Annotated in this window: 18 protein-coding genes; 6 read left to right on the top strand and 12 right to left on the bottom strand. The window is 73.0% G+C overall.

The annotated features are described in order from the left end of the window. Positions 1-6: 6 nt before the first annotated feature. Positions 7-1,206: a Fic family protein gene (locus tag BMY04_RS11050; RefSeq protein ID WP_091179855.1), complete on the top strand. Its 1,200-nt coding sequence runs from the start codon at positions 7-9 to the stop codon at positions 1,204-1,206. A 23-nt stretch (positions 1,207-1,229) separates the two neighbouring features. Here BMY04_RS11050 and BMY04_RS11045 read toward each other — a convergent pair whose 3' ends face one another. Then, a complete protein-coding gene (locus tag BMY04_RS11045) occupies positions 1,230-2,177 on the bottom strand; it encodes a DMT family transporter (protein ID WP_198410087.1) in 948 nt (315 codons plus the stop codon). Between the two features lie 71 nt (positions 2,178-2,248). Between BMY04_RS11045 and BMY04_RS11040 the strand changes: the two genes are divergently transcribed. Then, complete coding sequence (locus BMY04_RS11040) at positions 2,249-3,154, top strand: LysR family transcriptional regulator (RefSeq protein ID WP_091179852.1); 906 nt, start codon at positions 2,249-2,251, stop codon at positions 3,152-3,154. A gap of 16 nt (positions 3,155-3,170) precedes the next feature. Here BMY04_RS11040 and BMY04_RS11035 read toward each other — a convergent pair whose 3' ends face one another. Further along, positions 3,171-3,773: a TetR family transcriptional regulator gene (locus BMY04_RS11035; RefSeq protein ID WP_091179850.1), complete on the bottom strand. Its 603-nt coding sequence runs from the start codon at positions 3,771-3,773 to the stop codon at positions 3,171-3,173. Between the two features lie 69 nt (positions 3,774-3,842). Between BMY04_RS11035 and BMY04_RS11030 the strand changes: the two genes are divergently transcribed. Next, positions 3,843-5,120, top strand: coding sequence for an FAD-dependent oxidoreductase (locus BMY04_RS11030; RefSeq protein ID WP_091179849.1), 1,278 nt, complete (start codon positions 3,843-3,845; stop codon positions 5,118-5,120). A gap of 56 nt (positions 5,121-5,176) precedes the next feature. Further along, positions 5,177-6,952: a chorismate-binding protein gene (locus BMY04_RS11025; protein WP_091179847.1), complete on the top strand. Its 1,776-nt coding sequence runs from the start codon at positions 5,177-5,179 to the stop codon at positions 6,950-6,952. Positions 6,953-6,973: 21 nt separating this feature from the next. On the opposite strand, the gene BMY04_RS11020 is transcribed toward BMY04_RS11025, so the two are convergent. Further along, a complete protein-coding gene (locus BMY04_RS11020; RefSeq protein ID WP_091179845.1) occupies positions 6,974-8,191 on the bottom strand; it encodes an MFS transporter in 1,218 nt (405 codons plus the stop codon). Between the two features lie 218 nt (positions 8,192-8,409). Continuing rightward, the gene (locus BMY04_RS11015) at positions 8,410-8,985 is read right to left on the bottom strand and encodes a TetR/AcrR family transcriptional regulator (protein ID WP_091179843.1); all 576 of its coding nucleotides are present in this window, start codon (positions 8,983-8,985) and stop codon (positions 8,410-8,412) included. A gap of 81 nt (positions 8,986-9,066) precedes the next feature. On the opposite strand from BMY04_RS11015, the gene BMY04_RS11010 reads away from it, so the two are divergent. Continuing rightward, the gene (locus tag BMY04_RS11010; protein ID WP_091179841.1) at positions 9,067-9,810 is read left to right on the top strand and encodes an SDR family oxidoreductase; all 744 of its coding nucleotides are present in this window, start codon (positions 9,067-9,069) and stop codon (positions 9,808-9,810) included. 48 nt (positions 9,811-9,858) lie between these two features. On the opposite strand, the gene BMY04_RS11005 is transcribed toward BMY04_RS11010, so the two are convergent. Continuing rightward, the gene (locus tag BMY04_RS11005; protein WP_091179838.1) at positions 9,859-10,608 is read right to left on the bottom strand and encodes an SDR family NAD(P)-dependent oxidoreductase; all 750 of its coding nucleotides are present in this window, start codon (positions 10,606-10,608) and stop codon (positions 9,859-9,861) included. A gap of 83 nt (positions 10,609-10,691) precedes the next feature. Between BMY04_RS11005 and BMY04_RS11000 the strand changes: the two genes are divergently transcribed. Next, positions 10,692-11,321: a TetR/AcrR family transcriptional regulator gene (locus BMY04_RS11000; RefSeq protein ID WP_091179837.1), complete on the top strand. Its 630-nt coding sequence runs from the start codon at positions 10,692-10,694 to the stop codon at positions 11,319-11,321. A gap of 186 nt (positions 11,322-11,507) precedes the next feature. Here the strand turns inward: BMY04_RS11000 and pdxT are convergent, their stop codons facing one another. The 7 genes from pdxT to BMY04_RS10965 form a co-directional block, all read right to left on the bottom strand. After that, on the bottom strand, positions 11,508-12,128 hold the full coding sequence (gene pdxT / locus BMY04_RS10995; protein ID WP_408630456.1) for a pyridoxal 5'-phosphate synthase glutaminase subunit PdxT: 621 nt from the start codon (positions 12,126-12,128) through the stop codon (positions 11,508-11,510). Next, complete coding sequence (gene pdxS, locus BMY04_RS10990) at positions 12,125-13,030, bottom strand: pyridoxal 5'-phosphate synthase lyase subunit PdxS (protein ID WP_091179835.1); 906 nt, start codon at positions 13,028-13,030, stop codon at positions 12,125-12,127. The genes pdxT and pdxS overlap by 4 nt, the downstream gene beginning before the upstream one ends. Before the next feature lie 97 nt (positions 13,031-13,127). Then, positions 13,128-15,110, bottom strand: a complete 1,983-nt coding sequence (locus BMY04_RS10985; protein ID WP_091179834.1) for a right-handed parallel beta-helix repeat-containing protein — start codon at positions 15,108-15,110, stop codon at positions 13,128-13,130. A gap of 388 nt (positions 15,111-15,498) precedes the next feature. Further along, entirely contained in the window at positions 15,499-16,716 is a 1,218-nt protein-coding gene (xylA, locus tag BMY04_RS10980; RefSeq protein ID WP_091179832.1) for a xylose isomerase, read from the bottom strand. A gap of 234 nt (positions 16,717-16,950) precedes the next feature. Further along, positions 16,951-17,859, bottom strand: a complete 909-nt coding sequence (locus tag BMY04_RS10975) for a carbohydrate ABC transporter permease (protein WP_091179830.1) — start codon at positions 17,857-17,859, stop codon at positions 16,951-16,953. A gap of 1 nt (position 17,860) precedes the next feature. Continuing rightward, positions 17,861-18,796, bottom strand: coding sequence for a carbohydrate ABC transporter permease (locus BMY04_RS10970; protein WP_198410086.1), 936 nt, complete (start codon positions 18,794-18,796; stop codon positions 17,861-17,863). Beyond that, positions 18,793-20,154, bottom strand: coding sequence for an extracellular solute-binding protein (locus tag BMY04_RS10965; protein WP_091179828.1), 1,362 nt, complete (start codon positions 20,152-20,154; stop codon positions 18,793-18,795). Before BMY04_RS10965 ends, BMY04_RS10970 begins: the two co-directional genes overlap by 4 nt. Between the last annotated feature and the right edge of the window lie 81 nt (positions 20,155-20,235).

The following is a 20,235-nucleotide window of genomic DNA, read 5'->3' as shown; positions in this document are numbered from 1 at the left end:
GCTCCCATGACGAAGGCCGGAGCTGAGGTGCGGGTGCCTCCGACCGACTGGGAGCCGCAGGTCTGGGACCCACCCACCGGCTTCGGGCAGACGCGTCGCGAGCGGGCCGCCCGGGGACGGGCGTACACCTCGGCTGTGCCAGCCCGGATCGCCGACCTCCGTCTGCAGGTCCCGCCGGCGCTCGCCGCCGACGCCGAGGACGCGGCCGCGGAGATCGCCCGCTTCGACGCCTCGACCGAGCACGGGCTGGGCGCGATCACCGCCGTGCTGCTGCGCTCGGAGTCGGCGTCCTCCTCCCAGATCGAGCAGATCAGCGCCTCCGCGCGGGCGATCGCCGAGGCCGAGCTGACGGGCTCGGGCAAGCCCAACGCCGTCGTCGTGGCCGACAACACCCGGGCCATGACGGACGCGGTCTCGTCGGCCGACGCGCTGACGGCGGAGGTGATCGCCGGGGTGCAGCGGGTGCTGCTCGAGCGGCACTCGCCGGGCCTGGTCGGTTGGCGCGAGGAGGCGGTGTGGATCGGCGGCGGGGGCTCGACCCCGGTCTCCGCCGACTACGTGGCGCCGGACCACCGGCGCATCGTCGGTGCCGTCGACGACCTGGTCGCCTTCGCGGCGCGCGACGACCTGCTGCTGCTGCCGCAGATCGCGATCGCCCACGCGCAGTTCGAGACCATCCACCCGTTCGCCGACGGGAACGGCCGGACCGGCCGCGCGCTCGTGCAGATCCTGCTGAGGAGCAAGGGCCTGACCCGGACGGCGACCGTGCCCGTCTCCGGTGGTCTGCTGACGGAGAAGAGCCGCTACTTCGACGCGCTCGAGGCCTTCCGCGAGGGCGACGCCGGCCCGATCGTCCGCCAGTTCGTCCGAGCCTCGCTCCGGGCGGTCGACCAGGGACGCCAGCTGGCGGCGCGCACCATCGAGCTGCGGGACACCTGGCGCGCGACGGTCCGGGCCCGCTCCGACTCCGCCGCCTGGAGGATCCTCGACCTGCTGCCGGCACACCCCGTGGTCGACGCCGAGACGATCGCCAGGGAGGTCGGTATCCACCCGAACAACGTGCGCCGCTCCGTCGCACCCCTCGTCGAGGCCGGGATCCTCGTCCCGAGCCAGCACTTCAAGAGCCACAAGTCGCTCTACCGGGCGCCGTCGGTGCTCGACCTGCTCGACGACTACGCCGCGGAGGTCGGCCGCCGCGAGCGCTGACCGGCCGGGCGCCGGCTCGACCGTCAGGCCGACGTCAGGCGCTCGGCGGGCTCGGGCGCCGGGGCGAGGGCGAGCGCTCCGAGGCGGTGGTTCCGCTCGACGTGCTGGCCGTAGTACGTCGCCGCGACGATCAGGACGGCCCCTCCGGCGGTGACGACGGACAGCGACTCGCCGCCGAGGGTGACGCCGACGGCGACGGCCCAGACGGGTTCGGTCCCCATCAGCAGGCTCGCGCGGCTCGGGGAGGTGCGCCGGATCGCCCAGGTCTGGGCCAGGAACGCGAAGACGGTGCAGGCCAGGGCGAGGTAGCCGAGCTGGGCCCAGGCGGCCGGCGGCAGGTGGGTCACCGTCCTGCCCAGCTCGGGCGCGGCCGCGGCGGACAGGAGCACGGCGCCCACGACGGCCTGGGTCGTCGTGAGGGTCAGGGAACCGTACGCGCGGCCCGTCGTCAGCCGCCCGATGAGGCTGACGTGGACCGCGCGGACGGCGGCGGCGGCCAGCATCAGGCCGTCGCCCCAGCCGGGTGCCCGGAACCCGTCGCCCGACACGAGTAGGGCCACCCCGACGACGGCGACGGCGGTGGCGGCGAAGAACGGCGCCGGCATCGGACGGCGCCGCCACAGGCCGTCGAGCAGCGGCGTGAGGACCACGGTCAGGCTGATGATCAGACCCGCGTTGGTCGCCGTCGTCCGCGACACCCCGAACGTCTCCAGCGTCAGCACCGCCGCCTGCGTGCACCCGAGCAGGACCCCGACCGCGAGCTCCCGCACGCTGGTGACCCGTACGTGCGCCCGCCGGCAGACGACGCCCAGCGCCACCGCCGAGATCGCGTAGCGCAGGGCGAGGACCACGAGGACCGGCGCCGCGAGGGTCAGGTCCTTGGCCACCAGGTAGCTGCTGCCCCAGACGAGGGCGACGCCCATGAGCACGAGGTCGGTGGCGAGGCCGGGCCGGGATCGGGTGATCTGCACGTGACCACGGTCCGGCCGCAGACGGTGAAGAACAAGGTCGACTTGGTGAAGCCACGTTGTAGCGTCGCTTCATGGACGTACGGCAGCTGGCGATCCTCCGCGAGCTCGGGGACCGCGGCAGCGTCACGGCGGTGGCCGGGGCGCTGCTGATCACGCCCTCGGCGGTGTCACAGCAGCTGGCCGCGCTGCAGCGGAACGTCCCGGTCCCGCTCACCCGGCGCCGGGGGCGCGTCCTCGCCCTCACCGACGCCGGCGAGGCGCTGGCGGCGGCGGCGACCGACGTGGCGACCGCGCTCGCCCGTGCCGAGGTCGCCGTCGACGCCTTCCTGACCGACCCGCGCGCGCCCGTCCGGGTCGCCGCGTTCTCGAGCGCGGGCACCGTCTTCTTCCCGGTGCTGGTCCGCGCCGCGGCCGCCGGCGGCCCGCCGGTGGAGTGCGCCGAGCACGACGTGGCGCAGTCGGCGTTCCCGGCGCTGTGCGCCGAGCACGACGTCGTCCTGGCCCACCGGCTCGACCACAGCCCGCCCTGGCCGCGCACGGTCACCGTGACGCCCCTGCTCCACGAACCCCTCGACGTCGCCCTGCCGGTCGGGCACCGCCTGGCGGACCGGTCGGCGGTCACGGCGACCGAGGTCGCCGGGGAACCCTGGGTCGCGGTCCACGAGGGCTTCCCGCTCCTCGCCCCGCTTCGGGCGATCGGCGCCGCGGGCGGACGGCCGCTCACCGTCGCCCACCGGGTCAACGAGCTCTCGGTCGTCGCCGCCCTGGTCGCGGCGGGCGCCGGGGTCGCGCTGATGCCGCGGCACACGGCCCCGGCGCCGCCCGGGGTCGTGCTCCGCCCGCTGCAGGACCTGGCCCTGGCCCGACGGGTCGACGCGCTCGTACGACCCGAGCGCACCCTGCGCAGCGGTGTCGCCACGGTGCTCGCGGAGCTGTCCCGGGCCGCCGCCGAGCTCGCGGAGCCGGCGATCCGCTGACGGCACGACCCCGACCTCAGTGGCGCGGACCAGGACCTGCGTGCGCGTGCGCGTTGGCGTGCCGGGCGAGGCCGTCGGCGAGGAGCCCGAGCCCCGCCTCGAACGCGGCCTCGTGGTCGACGGCGGGGGCGATCCCCTCCTCGCGCTCGCGGCCGAGGTCGGCCTGCTCCTCCAGCACGCTGCCGACGGTGAAGCGGCCCGCGGCCAGCAACGCCATCCTCGCGACGGTCTCGGGAACACCGCTCGAGGTCAGGAACGCCAGCTTGTGCTCGATGCGGCCGAGGTCGTCCCCCGCCGGACGTGACCCCGCGTGCAGGCGGGCACCGTCGCGCCGCTGCAGCAGCGTGCGGCGCAGGCTCCGCGCGTTGTCCCGGAACCACTCGAGCGGGTCGTCCTCGGGTGCGGGCAGCGGCGCCTGCGCGTGCGGGGTCATCGCCGCCTCGGCCATGGCCGCGAGGAGCTGCTCCTTGTTGCGGAAGTGCCAGTAGAGCGAGGGCTGCTCGACGCCGAGCCGCTGGGCGAGCCGGCGGGTGCTCACGGCGTCGAGGCCGACCTCGTCGAGGAGGTCGAGCGCGGCGTCGGTCACCACGTCCCGCGTCAGTCGTGTCGCTCGCGTCACGTTGCCAATCTATCAGTGATAGAGCATGCTCGGTCTCGAACCTATCGGTGATAGAGAACGGAGCGGGACATGGCGCGGACGACGGGTGCACGGCTGCGGGTGCTGGTGGCGGGCGGCGGCGTCGCCGGGCAGGCGGCCGCGTACTGGCTCGCCCGCGGCGGGCACGAGGTGGTCGTGGTCGAGCGGTTCCCGGCGCTGCGGGCGAGCGGCGCGCAGGTCGACCTGCGGGGGCAGGGCATCGAGGCGGTCGAGCGGATGGGCCTGCTCGACCAGGTGCGGGCGGCGCGGGTGGACGAGCCCGGGGTCGCCTTCGTCGACGGCCGCGGCCGGCGGCTGGGCACCGTCATGGCCAACACGTCCGGCCAGGGGCGCCAGACCTTCACCTCGGAGTACGAGATCATGCGCGGCGACCTCGTGAGGATCCTCCACGAGGCGACCAAGGACGACGTCGAGCACGTCTTCGACGCGAGCGTGACGGGCTTCGAGCAGGACGGGGACCGCGTGGTCGCCCGGTTCGCGGACTCCTCGACCGACGACTTCGACCTCCTGGTCGCCGCGGACGGGCAGGGTTCCCGGATCCGCCAGGCCCTCCTGCCCGCGGGGGAGGACCCCTACCGGCGGCTCGGGATCCACATGGCCTACTGGTTCGTGCCGCGCACCGCGTCCGACGACGCCGTCCGGGACACGTTCGTGGCTCCCGGAGGCCGGATGATCATGCGCAGGAGCCACCACCCGGACTGGACGCAGGCGTACTTCGTCCTCCGCGAGGACTCGGCGGAGGCCCGCGCCGTGCACCGCGAGCCGGTGGAGGCGCAGCAGGCGTTCTGGGCCGGGCGGTTCGCCGACGCCGGGTGGCAGGCCGACCGCTTCGTCGCGGGCATGCGGGAGAGCCCGGGCTTCTACTCGCAGGAGGCGCTGCAGGTGCGCACCTCGACCTGGTCGCGGGGCCGGGTCGTGCTGGTCGGCGACGCCGCCCACTGCGCGTCACCCTTCAGCGGGATGGGCATCTCGGCCGGCCTGGTCGGCGCTCACGTCCTGGCGGGTCAGGTCAACGAGCACCCGGGCGACCTGGGGGCCGCCCTGGCCGCGTACGACGCGCAGCTGCGGCCGTTCGTCGACGTCGTGCAGGCGACGGTCAAGCCGCGGCTGCTCGCGCTGGGTATGCCGCAGAGCCGGTGGGGCGTCGCGGCCGTGCGCACGGCCACGGCGGCGGCGCTGGCTCTGCACGTCCCCGACCTCGTCGCTCGGCGCTCGAGCACCGACCGCGGCGGCGAGTGGCAGCTGCCGCCCGACCCGGCGCCGGTCGTCGCGGCCGGTCCGACCTTCGGGCAGCCCGCGGGGCTCTGACCGGCCGCGTGGCCGCGGCGGCGTCCCTCCGGGCCGGACCCTGAGACCATCACGGGGTGGTGCGCGTCGACTTCCTCCCGGGCGAGGCGCGGGCGGGGACCGGGACGCTGCGCTTCGGGGAGCCGGCGCGCACGGTCGTCGCGACCTCCCTGGAGGCGGTCGTGCCGGCGCTGCGGGAGGTCGACGAGGCGAGCGCGGCGGGGTGGTGGGCCGTCGGGTTCGTGACCTACGACGCGGCGCCGGCGTTCGACCCGGCGTTCGCCGTCCCGGGCCGGCGCGCGGAGGGCGCCGCCGCGCTGCCGCTGGTCTGGTTCGGGCTGCACCGGGCGCCGCTCGACCTGCCCGCGGACGGCGCGGCGTCGGCGGTGCCCGGCGGCTGGCGGGCCGCGGTGGAGCGCGACGCGTACGCGGCGGCGTTCGACCAGGTGCAGGCGGCCGTCCGGCGCGGGGACACCTACCAGACGAACCTCACCCTGCCGCTGACGGCGTCGTGGGACGACGGCGCCGCCGACCCGGGCCGGTACGCACAGCTGCTCACCGCCCAGGGGCCCTGCTTCGGGGCGTACCTGGACCTCGGTCGGCACCACGTGCTGTCGGTGTCGCCGGAGCTGTTCTTCGCCCGGCGCGGGAGCACGGTCACGACGCGCCCCATGAAGGGGACCGCCCGGCGCGGGCGCTCGAGCGCGGAGGACGCCGGACGGCTGGCGGCTCTGCTCGGCAGCGAGAAGGAGCGCGCCGAGAACGTGATGATCACCGACCTGCTGCGCAACGACCTCGGGCGCGTGGCCGTCCCGGGGACGGTCGACGTGCCGGCGCTCTGCGTGCCCGAGCGCTACCCGACGGTCTGGCAGCTGACCTCCACCGTGACGGCCGAGGTGCCGCCGCGGACGGGGCTGGGCGAGGTCTTCGCGGCGCTGTTCCCCTGCGGTTCCGTGACGGGGGCGCCGAAGGTCTCGACGATGCGCCTGATCGAGCGGCTCGAGCCGCACCCGCGCGGCCTCTACTGCGGGGCGGTCGGCGTGGTGGCGCCCGGCGGAGACGCGACGTTCAGCGTGGGGATCCGGACGGTGGTGGCCGACACGCTCACCCGGACGGCCGTCTACGGGGTAGGCAGCGGCGTGACCGTCGACTCGACGGCGGCGGGGGAGCACGACGAGCTGCTGGCCAAGGCGGCCGTGCTGACGGCCCCGCCGCGGCCGGCGTTCGACCTGCTCGAGACGCTGCGGCTCGAGGAGGGCGCCTGGTGGGCCCTCGAGGAGCACCTGGACCGGCTCGCCGCCTCGGCGGCCTGGTTCGGGCGGCCCGACCCGGCGCCGGCCGCCCGCGCGGCGCTCGCGGAGGTCGTGCGTACGCACCCCACGGGGCGCTGGCGGGTCCGGCTGACCGTGGACGAGCCGGGTCGGGCGGCGACGACGGTCGTGGCCCTCCCGGCGAACCCCGACGTCCCGCTCAGCCTCGTCCTCGCGGAGGCGCCGGTGGACGCGCAGGACGTCTTCCTCGCGCACAAGACGACGTGGCGCGAGGCGTACGCGCCGCACCGCGCCCACGCCGCGGCGCGGGGTGCGGACGACGCGCTGCTGTGGAACCGCGACGGCCAGGTCACCGAGACGACGATCGGCAGCGTGGTCCTGCACGACGCCGGCGGCTGGTGGACCCCGCCGGTGTCGTGCGGGCTGCTCCCCGGGGTCGAGCGCGGCCTCGCGCTGGCCGACGGCCGGCTCCGGGAGCGCGTGCTGACCGTCGCCGAGGTGACCGCGGCGCTGGGCGCCGGCGCGGAGCTGTGGTTCCTCAACAGCGTGCGGGGCTGGCGCCGGGCCGTGCTCCTGGACTGAGCGACGACCCGGCACCCTCGGTCAGTGCGGCAGGAGCCTGCGTGTCGAGGCGAACAGCGCACCGCCGAGGGCCACGGCGACGGCGCCGGTGACGAAGACGGTGTGGACGCCGTACCCGTCGAGCAGGGCGCCGCCGAGGGCTGCGCCGAGCGCGATCGCGAGCTGGAAGTTCGCCACGAAGAGCCCGCCGGCGGCCTCCTTGCGGTCCGGCTCCGCGCGGGACGCCCAGGTCTGCGACGTGGTCGGGATGCCGCCGAAGCCGAGGCCCCAGACCGCGACGGCGGCGAAGGTGAGCACCACGGAACCGTCGGCGAGCGAGAAGCCGACGATCGCCAGGGCCATCAGCAGCGGGACCGTCACCATCACGACACCGAGGTGCCGGTCGGCGAAGAGGCCGGCCACGACGTTGCCGACGAGGCCGCCGACGCCGTAGACGGCGAGGAGGACCGCGATCAGGGCGGGGGTGAGCGTCGGCATGCCCTCGGCGGCGGTGCGGATGAACGTGTAGCTGCCGAAGTGGCCGGCGATCATCACCGCGAGGCCGAGCAGGCCCAGGACGATGATGCGGCGCCGGAGCACGGCCAGCAGCGTGCGGATGCCGTCGCTGGCCGCGGCCGGGATCGACGGCATCGCGACGACGAAGAGGACGACGGCGGCGGCGGTGGCGATCGCGACGGCCCAGAAGACGGCCCGCCAGCCGAAGTACGAGCTGATCAGCGCGCCGAGCGGGACGGCGGCGACGGTGGCGGCGGAGACGCCGAGGTTGACCACCGACATGGCGCGCCCGAGCTTCTCGGCCGGGACGAGCTGGGAGGCGACGGCGAGGGCCATCGACCAGGTGCCGGCGAGCGCGACGCCGAGGAGCAGGCGCGACACGACGACGACCGCGTACGTCGGGGCGATCGCGCTCAGCAGGTTGGAGACCACCGCGAGGACCAGCAGCCCGATGATGAGGCGGCGGCGGTCGAGGCGCGGGAACACCAGCGCCATCGACGGGCCCGCGACCATGCCCACGAGCGCGGTCGCGGTGACGACCTGCCCGGCGACGCCCTCGGAGACGCCGAGGTCGGCGGCCATCAGGGGCAGCAGGCTGGCGGGGAGGAACTCGCTGGTGACGAGGGTGAAGACCGCGACCATGAGCGCGATGACGCCGGCCCAGCCCGAGCGGGTCCTCCCGGTGGCGTTCGCCGGTGCGGGTGCGGGTGCGGGGGCGACGGAGACCGGTGCGGTGCTCGTCATGGGGTTCAGCTCCTTGGGGGCGCGCCGCCCGGGGGGCGGCGCGTGCAGGCCTGGTCGAGACGTCGGGACGTGTGCCCGGCGGACGATGGCGGGCCGTGCGGAGAGCGGTGGTGCGGCGTACGAGCGGGTGGTCGTGCTCTGGTTTCGTGCGTCGCCGCAACGGGCAACCTCCGGCCGCCGGGATTCCTTCCCGGTTCCGGGCGACTTTCTTGCGCTATCTAAGCGAACAGTCCGGCGCTGGTGAGCAGGACACGGCGCCGGGCGGCGTCCTGGTCGTCGTGGAAACGGTCGGTGGCCCACGAGACGGCGAGCACGAGCTCGTACAGCGTCGCGCCGTCGACGTCGGCGTGCAGGTCGCCGGAGGCGCGGGCGGCGTCGAGGAACGCGTCGAGGCGCAGGTGGACCGGGTTGCAGGTCGAGCTGACGGGGGAGTCCGCGCCGGCGTGGGCGTTGGCCAGGCAGTAGGGCAGGTCGTGCCAGATCCGCAGCTGCCAGGCCAGGCGGACGAGCCACTGCGTCAGGGCCTCGCGCGGCGGCAGCGTGCGCGCCAGCTCGTCCGCCTCCGCGAACGCGTCGACCAGCTCGGCCTGCATGACCTCGGCGAGCAGGTCGTCGCGGGTGGGGAAGTTCCGGTAGAGCGTGGCGTTGCCGACCCCGGCCCGGGTGGCGACGGCGTCGAGCGGCGTCAGCACGCCGTCCGCCTCGAAGGCCTCGCGCGCCGCCGTGATGATCGCGTCCCGGTTGCGGCGGGCGTCGGCGCGCAGCGGACGCGCGGTCCCTGTGACGGACGCCATGGGCCCACCCTCCTTGAACAAACGGGGAGTGTCCCCACATACTGCTTCTGGGGGAGTTCCCCACTTAGTCAAGGAGTCTAGATGCAGTCACCCCGCTCGACATCACTCAGCGGTCGTCACGTCCTGGTGACCGGTGCCAACGGAGGGCTCGGCGAGCAGTTCGTCGCGCAGGGTCTGGAACGCGGTGCGGCCAAGGTGTACGCCGCCGCCCGCTCGACGCGGAGCTGGGACGACCCGCGGGTCGTGGCCCTCGACCTCGACCTCACCGACCCCGAGGCGCCGGCGCGCGCGGTCGCCGCCGCGCCGGACGTCGACGTGCTGATCAACAACGCGGCGATCGCCCCGTCGGACGACACGATCACCGGCCCCGAGGAGGAGCTGCGGCGCATCTTCGAGACCAACTTCTTCGGCACCCTGCGTCTCAGCAACGCCTTCGCCCCGGTGCTCGGGGCGAACGGCGGCGGCACCCTCCTGAACATCCTGTCCGCGGCTGCCTGGATCAGCATGCCCACCGGCTACGCCGCGTCGAAGGCGGCGATGTGGTCGGCCACGAACGCGTTGCGCCTGCAGCTGGAGGGCCAGGGCACCCAGGTCGTCGGGCTGCTCGTCGGCATGATCGACACCCCGATGACGGCGGGCTGGGACGTCCCCAAGGTCACCGCCGCGAGCGTCGTCGCGCAGGCGTACGACGCGGTCGGCGACGGCACGCTGGAGGTGCTGGCCGACGGGACCACGCGCGACCTCAAGACGCGCCTCTCGACGCCGGCGGAGGAGCTCTACCCGTGGGTGCACGAGCAGATCGCGGGCCTGGCCGCGACCCGCTGACCCCGAGGCGTGTCCGCCGGTCCGGCGGGCACGCCCGGCTGGTGCCGGTCAGACCGCTGTGCGCCCGCCGTCGACGGGCAGCACGGCGCCGTGGACGAAGCTCGCCGCGTCGCCGACGAGGAACGCGACCGCCTCGGCGATCTCCTCCGGCTGCCCAGGCCGCCCCGCGGGCCCGGCGGCGGCCAGCTGGTCGAGCGCCTCACCCATGGCGGCGGTGCCCTCGGTGCGCGTCGGGCCCGGGCTCACGGCGTTGACCCGTACGCCGGACGGGCCGAACTCCGCGGCCCAGGACTTGGTGAGCAGGACGAGCGCGGCCTTGCTCGCGCCGTAGAGGCCCATGCCGGCGGCGCCGAACTCCGCCACCATCGTCGTCACGTTGACGACCGCACCGTTCCCGCGCGCGGCCATCGCGGGGGCGAGCGCGGCGACGAGGAAGTACGGCGCGGTCACGTTCACGGCCAGCACCCGGTCGACGTCCTCCGGGGTCGTCTCCGCGGTCGGCCCGAAGGGGAAGATCCCCGCGCTGTTGACGAGCACGTCGACGTGACCGTCGCCCAGCTCGGTCGCGCGCCGGGCCAGCTCCCGAGCGCTGGCCGCGTCGGTGAGGTCGGCGGCGACGAAGTCCGCCGTGCCCCGCGCGGCGCGGACGGCGGCCACGGTGGCGTCGCCGCGCTCGGCGTCCCGTCCCGAGACGACGACATGGGCGCCGCGGGCGGCGAGGGTGAGCGCGACCGCGCGGCCGATGCCGCTGGTCGCGCCGGTGACGAGCGCGGTGCGCCCGAGGAGGTCGGTGGTCATGAGGTTCCCTTCGGTGGAGTGATCGCTCCAGAATGGTCGGAAGTTTCTGGAGACACCACTCCAAAGTCGGCTACCCTCGCTCCATGAGCACGTCCGCCGTCCCGCGGCCCTCCTCGCACCGGCTGACCCCGAAGGGGGAGGCGACGCGGGCCCGCATCGTCGAGGCCGCCTCGACGCTCGTCTTCGCCCACGGCGTCACCCGGACCGGCGTCGAGGACATCCAGCGCGAGGCGGGGGTGAGCGCCTCGCAGCTCTACCACTACTTCGGCGACAAGCAGGCGCTGATGCGGGCCGTCATCGCCCACCAGACCGAGGCGGTGCTCGCGACTCAGCGACCCGAGCTCGACGCCCTCGACAGCTTCGAGGCGCTGGGCCGCTGGCGGGACCGGCTGGTGACGCTGCAGCGCTCGCGCCACTGCGCCGGCGGCTGCCCGATCGGGTCGATCGCCTCCGAGCTGGCCGACGAGGACCCCGAGGCGCGCGAGGACCTGGTCGCCGGCTTCGAGCAGTGGGAGGCGCCGATCCGCTCGGGCCTGGCCACGATGCGCGAGCGCGGTCTGCTGCAGGAGGGGACCGACACCGACCGCCTCGCGCTGGCCCTGCTCGCCGCCCTCCAGGGCGGGCTGCTGCTCACCCAGACGCGCCGGACCACCGTGCCGCTCGAGGTCGCCCTGGACTCGACGATCGAGCTGATCCGCTCGTACGCGGTCTGACCCTCCGACCGAGGACCGGGGAGCGTCGGCGACGCGGGACGTGGACGAGCCGGACGTGGTCGCAGCGGTCGAACCGGCGCGCGTCGCGCAGCTCGAGGTCCACGGATCCTGAGCAGAGCGGTGGGTCACCGCCGAGGACCCGGGTCGGCGACCACCAGGTGCAGGTTCTCCGGCCGTGCGGCGGCGCTACAGGCTTGCGACGAAGAGACCGTGCACGCGGGTGTCGCCGGTCGCCTCGGGGTGGAACGACGTGGCGAGCAGCGGGCCCTGGCGGACGGCGACCGGGTGGCCGGCCGCGGTCGCCAGCACCTCGACCCCGTCGCCGGTGCGCTCGACCCAGGGCGCGCGGATGAACACCGCGTGCACGAGGCCGTCGACGCCGGTGAGGTCGATGTCGGTCTCGAACGAGTCGACCTGACGCCCGAACGCGTTGCGCCGCACGGTGACGTCCAGCCCGCCGAAGGTCTGCTGGTCGGGCAGGCCGTCGACGAGCGCGTCGGCGAGCATGATCATCCCGGCGCAGGAGCCGTACGCGGGCAGCCCGGCGCGCAGGGCGGCGACCAGGGGTTCCCGCAGGGCGAAGCGGCGCGAGAGCCGGTCGATGACGCTGGACTCGCCGCCGGGGACCACGAGGCCGTCGAGGCCGACGAGCTCCTCAGGACGGCGGACCCTGCGCGTCCGGGCGCCGACCGAGGTGAGCACCCGCTGGTGGTCGACCACGTCGCCCTGCAGCGCGAGGACGCCCACGAGCGGGCCGTGCGCCGGTCCCACGAGGGACTGCCCGGGGCTGGCCTCGAGCAGCGTCACCAGCCGCGCTGGGCGAGGCGGTGCGGCTCGGGGACGTCGTCGACGTTGATGCCGACCATGGCCTCGCCGAGACCGCGCGACACCTTGGCGATCATCCCGGGGTCGTCGTGGAACGTCGTGGCCGCGACGATGGCGGCGGCGCGCTGCGCGGGGTTGCCGGACTTGAAGATGCCCGAGCCGACGAAGACGCCCTCGGCGCCGAGCTGCATCATCATCGCCGCGTCGGCCGGGGTCGCGATGCCGCCCGCGGTGAAGAGGACGACGGGCAGCTTGCCGGTCTCGGCGACCTCGGCGACGAGCGCGTACGGGGCCTGGAGCTCCTTGGCCGCGACGTAGAGCTCGTCCTTGGACAGGTTCTGCAGGCGGCGCATCTCGGCGCGGATCGTGCGCATGTGCGTGGTGGCGTTGGAGACGTCGCCGGTGCCGGCCTCGCCCTTGGAGCGGATCATCGCCGCGCCCTCGGAGATGCGGCGCAGGGCCTCGCCGAGGTTGGTCGCGCCGCAGACGAAGGGGACCGTGAAGGCCCACTTGTCGATGTGGTGCGCATAGTCGGCCGGGGTGAGGACCTCGGACTCGTCGACGTAGTCCACGCCGAGGGACTGCAGGACAGCAGCCTCGACGAAGTGGCCGATGCGCGCCTTGGCCATGACGGGGATCGAGACGGCGTCGATGATCCCGTCGATCATGTCCGGGTCGCTCATCCGGGCGACGCCGCCCTGGGCGCGGATGTCGGCGGGGACCCGCTCGAGCGCCATCACCGCGACCGCGCCGGCGTCCTCGGCGATCTTGGCCTGCTCGGCGTCGACCACGTCCATGATCACGCCGCCCTTGAGCATGTCGGCCATGCCCCGCTTGACGCGGTCCGTGCCGACCTGTGCGGCGCCGTTCGTGCTCTCGCTCATCCGTCTCTCCCTGCTCGCCCGACCAACCGGGCAAGTCTAGGAGCGGCACCGACGACCGGGGCCCCGTCCAGCAGCGTGGGACGGGGCCCCGGCCGGGTCACCAGACGCGCGTGCGCGCGGTGCCGGTGCCGACCCCCGAGACCGGGAACGCGGGGTAGGTCCGCCCCGGCTCCTTCCGCTCGCCGAGGAGGTCGACGTCGATCACGACCGGGCTGCCGTCGCGCTCCTCGAACTCGAGCCCGGCGAAGCGCACGTGCTCGAGGTCGGCGCCCGTGACGACCCCGACCTGCGTGCCGAGGAACCCCTCCGGCAGGTCGGTCTCGAGGAACACCTGGTCGCCCTCGGCGCCCGTCTCGACGACGACGCGCACCGAGACCGTGCCGTCGAGCACCAGCGCGTCCGGCTCGCCCTCGAAGGCCTTGGCCTGCCCGGCGTAGACGTTCGAGCGGACGTAGGCCGGCTGCGGGACGCCCGGGTAGCGGTCGTGGTCGCCCGGCGGCTGCGCGTCGATCAGGCCGAGGTAGTCGGCGAAGCTCGTCGGGTGGCCGTCGTAGAGGGCGGTGCCGTAGCCGTAGCGCGGGTTGAACTCCGCGCCGTGGCCGTACGCCTCCTCGCCCTGCCCGTCGAGGAACAGGTTGCCGATCCAGCGGTCGTCGGCGCCGTAGATGACGGCGTAGCCGGCGACCTGCGTGCTGTGCGCGCGGTGGTACGGCGTGGCGCGGTCCATGACCTTCTCCAGGCGCAGCGAGCCGCACAGGACGTTGCCGACGTAGGCGCCGCCCTGGCTGAACGACTCGACCGAGACGGGGGAGGCGAAGACGTTGTGGTCGACGACGTACGGGCCGTGGCTCACCTCGACGAAGAGGTCGCGGCTGTTGTGGGCGAAGACGTTGCGCGAGACGCGCGTGCCCTGCGTCTCCCAGTCCAGCCAGGTGCCGAGCGAGCAGTCGTGGATGTAGTTGTGCCGGATGTCGACGTCGATCGCGGCGTGCAGCTTGATGCCGCCGATCTCGTAGCCGTAGTACTGCCGGCGCGTGGCGATGTGGTGGATGTGGTTGTCCTCGATGGTCGAGAACACGCAGCCCAGGTGGCCGACGACGCCGTTCTGCCCGCAGTCGTGGATGTGGTTGCGGCGCACGACGTGCGAACCGATGTGCTCGGCGTCCCAGCCGATCTGCTCGGCGGAGAAGACCGACTCCAGCTGGTACTGGTAGCCGGGCTTGTCCAGGCGCGTCGTCGAGAAGTTGTGGCCGGTCGACGCCTCCTTGCCCAGGGAGACGGCCGAGCACTTGGCGTCGTGGATGTCGTTGTCCTCGATGACCCAGCCCTTGGCCCAGTTGGGGCCGATCAGGCCGGGCTGGTCCGCCGTCGGCGGCGTCCACGGGCACGCGGCCTGCGCGAGCTCGAAGCCGCGGACGGTGATCCAGTCGAGGTGGTGCTGGGTGGGGTAGAAGACCGAGCGGCGCACGTTGATCTCGACCAGGCGCGCGTTGGGGTCGGCGTCGCCGAAGTTGGCGGTGATCGTCGTGACGTCGTCGTCGACCGCCGCGTGCCACACGCGCTGCGTCTGGTCGGGGTCGGCGACCGGCTGCGGGATGCCCGTCCAGTGGTCCGTCACCTCGGTCCGGCGCTCCGGCTGGCCGACCTCGCCCACGGTGGCCACCTCGGAGAAGGCGACGCCGTCGAGGTAGACCTCGCCGAGGTGCTGGCGCGGCGAGTCGCGCTCGGGGCGCACGATCCAGTCGCCGTCGATCTCCTCGACGTAGGGGTTGAAGTCGCCGAAGAGCGCGTTGTCCACGCGCGCCCGCCACACCGGACCGCCGACCTGCTCCCAGCCGGTGACGCGCTCCGAGCCCTTGACCACCACGTGCTCGCCCTCGGCGGCCTCGTAGGTGATGCGGCGGTTCTCGCCCAGCCCGCCGCGACGGGGGACGACCCACTCGCGGTACTCGCCGGCGTGCACGCGGACGGTGTCGCCGGGGTGCGCCGCGGCGGCCGCGCGGTTGATCGTGCGGAAGGGCTGCTCCGCCGAGCCGTCGGCGGCGTCGGTGCCGGTGGTGGCGACGTGGAAGACCGTCATGGTTCAGGTGCCTCGATCTGTGGGGACGGGTGGGGGATGCGTGGAGGTGGGGGAGGGGAACGCCCCCTGAGCTGGTCGAAGGGCTCCGGAAGGGGGGAACGCCCCCTGAGCTTGTCGAAGGGCCCCGGAGGGGGGAACGCCCCCTGAGCTTGTCGAAGGGCCCCGGAGGGGTTGGCTCCTGCTCGCCCCAGGTCCACGCCGACCTCTTCGAGGCCCTTCGACAGGCTCAGGGAGCGTTTGCCTGGCTCAGCGGAGTGTTCGGCAGGCTCAGGGAGCGTTCGCCTCTCGGGGAGCGTTCGTCCAGCTCAGGCAGCTGGGGCTGACGTGACCGTCGCCGCGGGCGACCCTCCGGACAGGGTCGACCGCGGCGACGGACGTGCGGGAGCGGTCAGGCGCCCCGGGTGCCCAGCAGGTGCTCGATCGCGAGGCGCTGCAGGCGGGCGTAGCCGTAGCCCTGCTCACGCGCGCGGTCGATGTCGAACGACTCGTACGACGACGCGTCGTCGAGCAGGTCGTCGTAGGACTCGCCCTCGTTCAGCGTCGGCTGGGAGAGCTCGGCCACACGGGCCGCCTCGAGGGCCTCCTGGACCTCCGGGTCGGCACGGAAGCCACGGGCCTTCTCACGCAGCCGGATGTAGAGCTCCATGTTGGCGCGCGCCGACTCCCAGACGCCCTCCATGCTCTCGGTGCGCAGCGGCTTGTAGTCGAAGTGACGGGGCCCGTCGTACGTGGGCCCGCCGCCCGGTGCGCCGCACTCGAGCAGGTCGACGGTGGAGAAGGCCTGCAGCAGGTCGCCGTAGCCGAAGACCAGGTCCTGGTCGTAGCGCGGGCCCTTCTGGCCGTTGAGGTCGATGTGGAAGAGCTTGCCCTGCCACAGCGCCTGCGCGATGCCGTGCGTGTAGTTGAGCGAGGCCATCTGCTCGTGGCCGGTCTCGGGGTTGATGCCGACCATCTCGTGGTGCTCGAGCTGGCTGATGAAGGCCAGCGCGTGCCCGATCGAGGGGAGCAGGATGTCGCCGCGGGGCTCGTTCGGCTTGGGCTCGATGGCGAAGCGCAGGCCGTAGCCCTTGTCGATCGAGTACTGCGCGAGCATGTCGATGCCCTCGCGGTAGCGGTCGAGGGCGGCCTGGATGTCCTTGGCGAAGTCGACCTCGGAACCCTCGCGGCCGCCCCAGAAGACGTAGGTCTGGGCGCCGAGCTCGGCGGCCAGGTCCATGTTCCGCATGACCTTGCGCAGCGCGTAGCGGCGCACGGAGCGGTCGTTGCTGGTGAAGCCGCCGTCCTTGAAGACCGGGTCGCTGAAGAGGTTCGTGGTGACCATCGGCACGACGAGGCCGGTGTCGGACAGAGCCTGCTTGAAGTCGGCGATGATCTTGTCGCGCTCGGCGGCGCTGCTGCCCGGCGGGACGAGGTCGTCGTCGTGGAACGTGATGCCGTACGCGCCGATCTTCGCCAGCTCGTGGACCGCCTCGGGACCGGCGAGCACCGGCCGCGTCGCCTCGCCGAAGAGGTCGCGGGCCTGCCAGCCCACGGTCCACAGGCCGAAGCTGAACTTGTCCTCGGGCTTCGGGGTGCGGTCCAGCTCGGTCGCTGCTGGTGCGGTCATGGTTCTCCTTCTGTGGGTGGTCCCGGGGTGGTGCTGCCCCGGGGCGCGCGGGTCGGGCAGGGTCCCGGCGCGGCTCGTCCCTCAGCCCACCACGGGCCCCGAGCCGGTCGCGGGGCGGGGTCGCCGCCGCGTCCGGCTCGGGACACGTGGGGTGGGTCCGAGGGAGGTGGGTGGTCGTGCCCCCCGACGGCTCAGGGGCACGGAGGTCCGGCTCGGCTCAGCTCAGGGCCGGGCCTACTTGCTGAACCCGGCGGTGAGGCCGCTGAGGAGCTGGCGCCGGCCGACCACGTAGAGCACGAGGATCGGCAGGGTCGTCAGCATCACCGACGCGAGGATCGCCGGGACGTTGACGCCGTACTGGCCCTGGAAGGTCCACAGCGCCAGCGGGAGCAGGCGCTTGTCGGGGTCCTGGGTCAGGATCAGCGGCAGCAGGAAGCCGTTCCACACCGCCAGCGCGTTGTAGATGGTCACGGTGACCAGCGCCGGCCGGGTGAGCGGGAAAGCCAGGTGCCACAGCGTGCCCCACTCGCTCGCGCCGTCGGTCCGCATCGACTCGAAGAGCTCCTTCGGGACGTCGCGGATGAAGTTGCTCAGCACGAGCACCGACAGCGGGATCGCGAACGCGATCGACGGCAGGATGATCGCCGCCAGCGTGTTGTAGAGCCCGAGCTTGATGATCAGCAGGTAGACGGGGATGATCGTCGCCTGCAGCGGGATCGCCAGCCCCAGCAGGAACATCGAGTTCATGAACCGCAGCCCTCGCCGGTGCGCGTTGCGGATGATCGCGTACGAGGCGAGGAAGCTCAGCAGGACCGCCGGGACGACCGAACCCACCGCGACGATGACGCTGTTGAAGAAGTAGCGGATGAAGTCGTTCTCGATGACCAGCTGGTAGTTCTCCAGCGTCGGGGCCGTGGGCGGGGCGAGCGGGTTGGCCAGGAAGTACACGCTCTGGCTCTTGAAGCTCGTGACCACGATCCAGTAGATCGGGATGATCACGATCGCGAGCCACACGAAGCTGAGCAGCCCGCCGAGCCAGTTGGGCCGGCTCGTGCCGCGCAGGGTGGCGCCCCGCTCGGGCGCGCTGCGCCCGCCGCTCTTCCTCGTGCGGGTCTGGACCTTGTCGGAGGTGATCGTCGCCATCTCAGGCTCCTTCCAGCTGGCTCTCGTCGCCACGACCGCCGAGGCGGCGCAGCAGCAGGGCGAGCACGAGCCCGACGACCACGAGGATCACGGCGATCGCGGAGGCCGGCCCCATCAGGTGGGCCTGGAAGCCGGTCTTGTACATGCTCAGCGCTAGCACCTGGGTGGTGTCGCCGGGACCGCCGGCGGTCAGCACGAAGATCAGGTCGAAGAAGGTCAGCGACCCGACGACCATCAGCGTCGAGGACGTGATGATCGTGTACTTCAGCTGCGGCAGGGTGATGTTGAAGAACTGCTTCACCCGGCCCGCCCCGTCGATCAGCGCCGCCTCGTACAGCGACGCCGGGATCTGGCGCACGCCGCCTTGGTAGATGAGCGAGTGGAACGGGATGTACTGCCAGGACACGACGAAGATCAGCGTGGCCATGGCCAGCACCGGGCGCCCGAGCCAGTCCTGCGACAGCGCGTCGATGTGCAGCCCGGCGCCCATCCCGAAGTTCGGGTCGACGAGCGCCTTGAAGGTGATGGCGATGGCGGCCGAGCTGAGCAGCAGCGGCACGAAGTAGAGCACCGCCAGCACGGCCCGGTAGCGCTGCGAGCCCGCCAGGAACGTGCCCAGCAGGATGCTCATCGGCGTCTGCACGATCCAGCTGAGCGCCATCACGAGGAAGGTCACCCAGACGGTGTGCGGCAGGTTCGGGTCGGTCAGGATCGTCCGCCAGCTCGTGGCGCCGCTGAAGGTGATCGGCCCGATGCCGTCCCAGGTCGTGAAGGACAGCGCCAGCACGCCCAGCAGCGGGACGATGCCGAAGAGCAGGAAGAACGCGAACGCGGGCAGCGCCATCCAGGTGAGGTTCGCACCCTTGATGCCGCTGCTCCCGCCGCCCGACCGTGACGGCGCTGCTGCCGTCACGGCCGGTGCGGCGAGGGCCGTCACTTGTTAGTTGCCTTGTTCATGCTCTCCACCCACTGCTCAGGGGTGATCGAGAGCTGGAAGAGCTTGGCGATGTTGTCCAGCAGGGTCTCGGCGGCCGACGGCGACAGCGCCTGGTCCCACGACTGGGCGAACACCTTGGCGTTGCTCGCGGTGTTGTAGATGAACTTGAGGAACTCCGAGTCGCCCCCGGTGAACTTCGAGTCCGCACCCTTGACGATCGGCACGTTGCCGTTGTCGACCCACTCCTGCACCTCGGCGTCGGCGAGGACGGCGGTCGCGAAGAACTTCTTCGCGGTCTCCTTCTGCTCGTCGGTGGCCTTGGAGGAGATGGACAGGTACTGGCCCGGGTTGCCGACGGTGTCGCTCGGGTCGCCCTTGCCGCCCTCGACGGTCGGGAAGTTCATGAAGCCGAGGTGGCCGCCGGAGACGAAGTCGCCGCCGTCCTTCTTCATCGTCCCGTAGGTCCACGCGCCGTGGAGCATCATCGCGGTCTTGCCGGTGTAGAGCAGCGCGAGGTCGGCGTTGGAGTCGGCGGTGATCGAGGAGAAGCCCTTGATGAAGCCCTGCGCCTTCACCAGGTCCTGGACCTTGGTCAGCATGTCGGTGACGGCCGGGTCGGACCAGGCGTCCTGCTTGCCGTTGAAGGCGTTCTCGAAGACCTCGGGACCGCCGATGCGGTCGAGCAGGAACTCGAGCCACATCATGTTGGTCCAGCGCGACTGGCCGCCCAGCGAGAACGGGGCGATGCCCGCGCCGTTGAACTTGTCGACGAGGTTCATCACGTCGGTCCAGGTGGCCGGCGGCTGCGCCCCGACCTTGTCGAAGAGCGTCTTGTTGTAGTACATGACGATCGGCGCGACGGTCTCGGCCGGCATCGCGTAGATCTTGTCGCCGACCGAGCCGGCGGCGAACGCGGACGGGAAGAGCCGGTCCTTGACCGCGGCGTTCTCGCCGAACCACGAGGTCAGGTCCTCGACCTCGTTGTTCTCCGCGTAGCCACGCAGCGTGCCGCCGCCCCAGCCCCAGATGATCGTCGGGCCCTGGCCCGCGCCGATCGCGGTCGCGATCTTGGTCTTGTACGCGTCGTTCTGGAACTCGGTGTAGTCGATCTTGGTGTTCGGGTTGGCGTCGTTGAAGCGCTTGACCGTGTTCTCACGGATCCCCTGGCCGGGCTGGCCGGTGAGGAACCAGTGGGTGGCGTTCTTGCCGTCGCCGCCACCACCGGTGCCGCCGCCGGCACCGCTGCCGCCGGCGCCGGTCTGGGTGGGGGCGCTGCCGCCGCAGGCGGCGAGGGTTCCGGCCGCCGCGGCGCTGAGGCCGAGGCCGAGAAAGCCGCGACGAGTCGTTCTGGGATCCACGTTGATCTCCCTGCTACGAGCGGCTGCGCCGCTGCGTGGACGTGAGTCGGTTGCTGGCGTCGTTGTTCTTTCGCAGGCTTT

It is taken from the genome of Microlunatus flavus, assembly GCF_900110855.1.
Lineage (GTDB): Bacteria > Actinomycetota > Actinomycetes > Propionibacteriales > Propionibacteriaceae > Microlunatus > Microlunatus flavus.
This window is presented reverse-complemented; position numbering and strand designations above follow the sequence as displayed.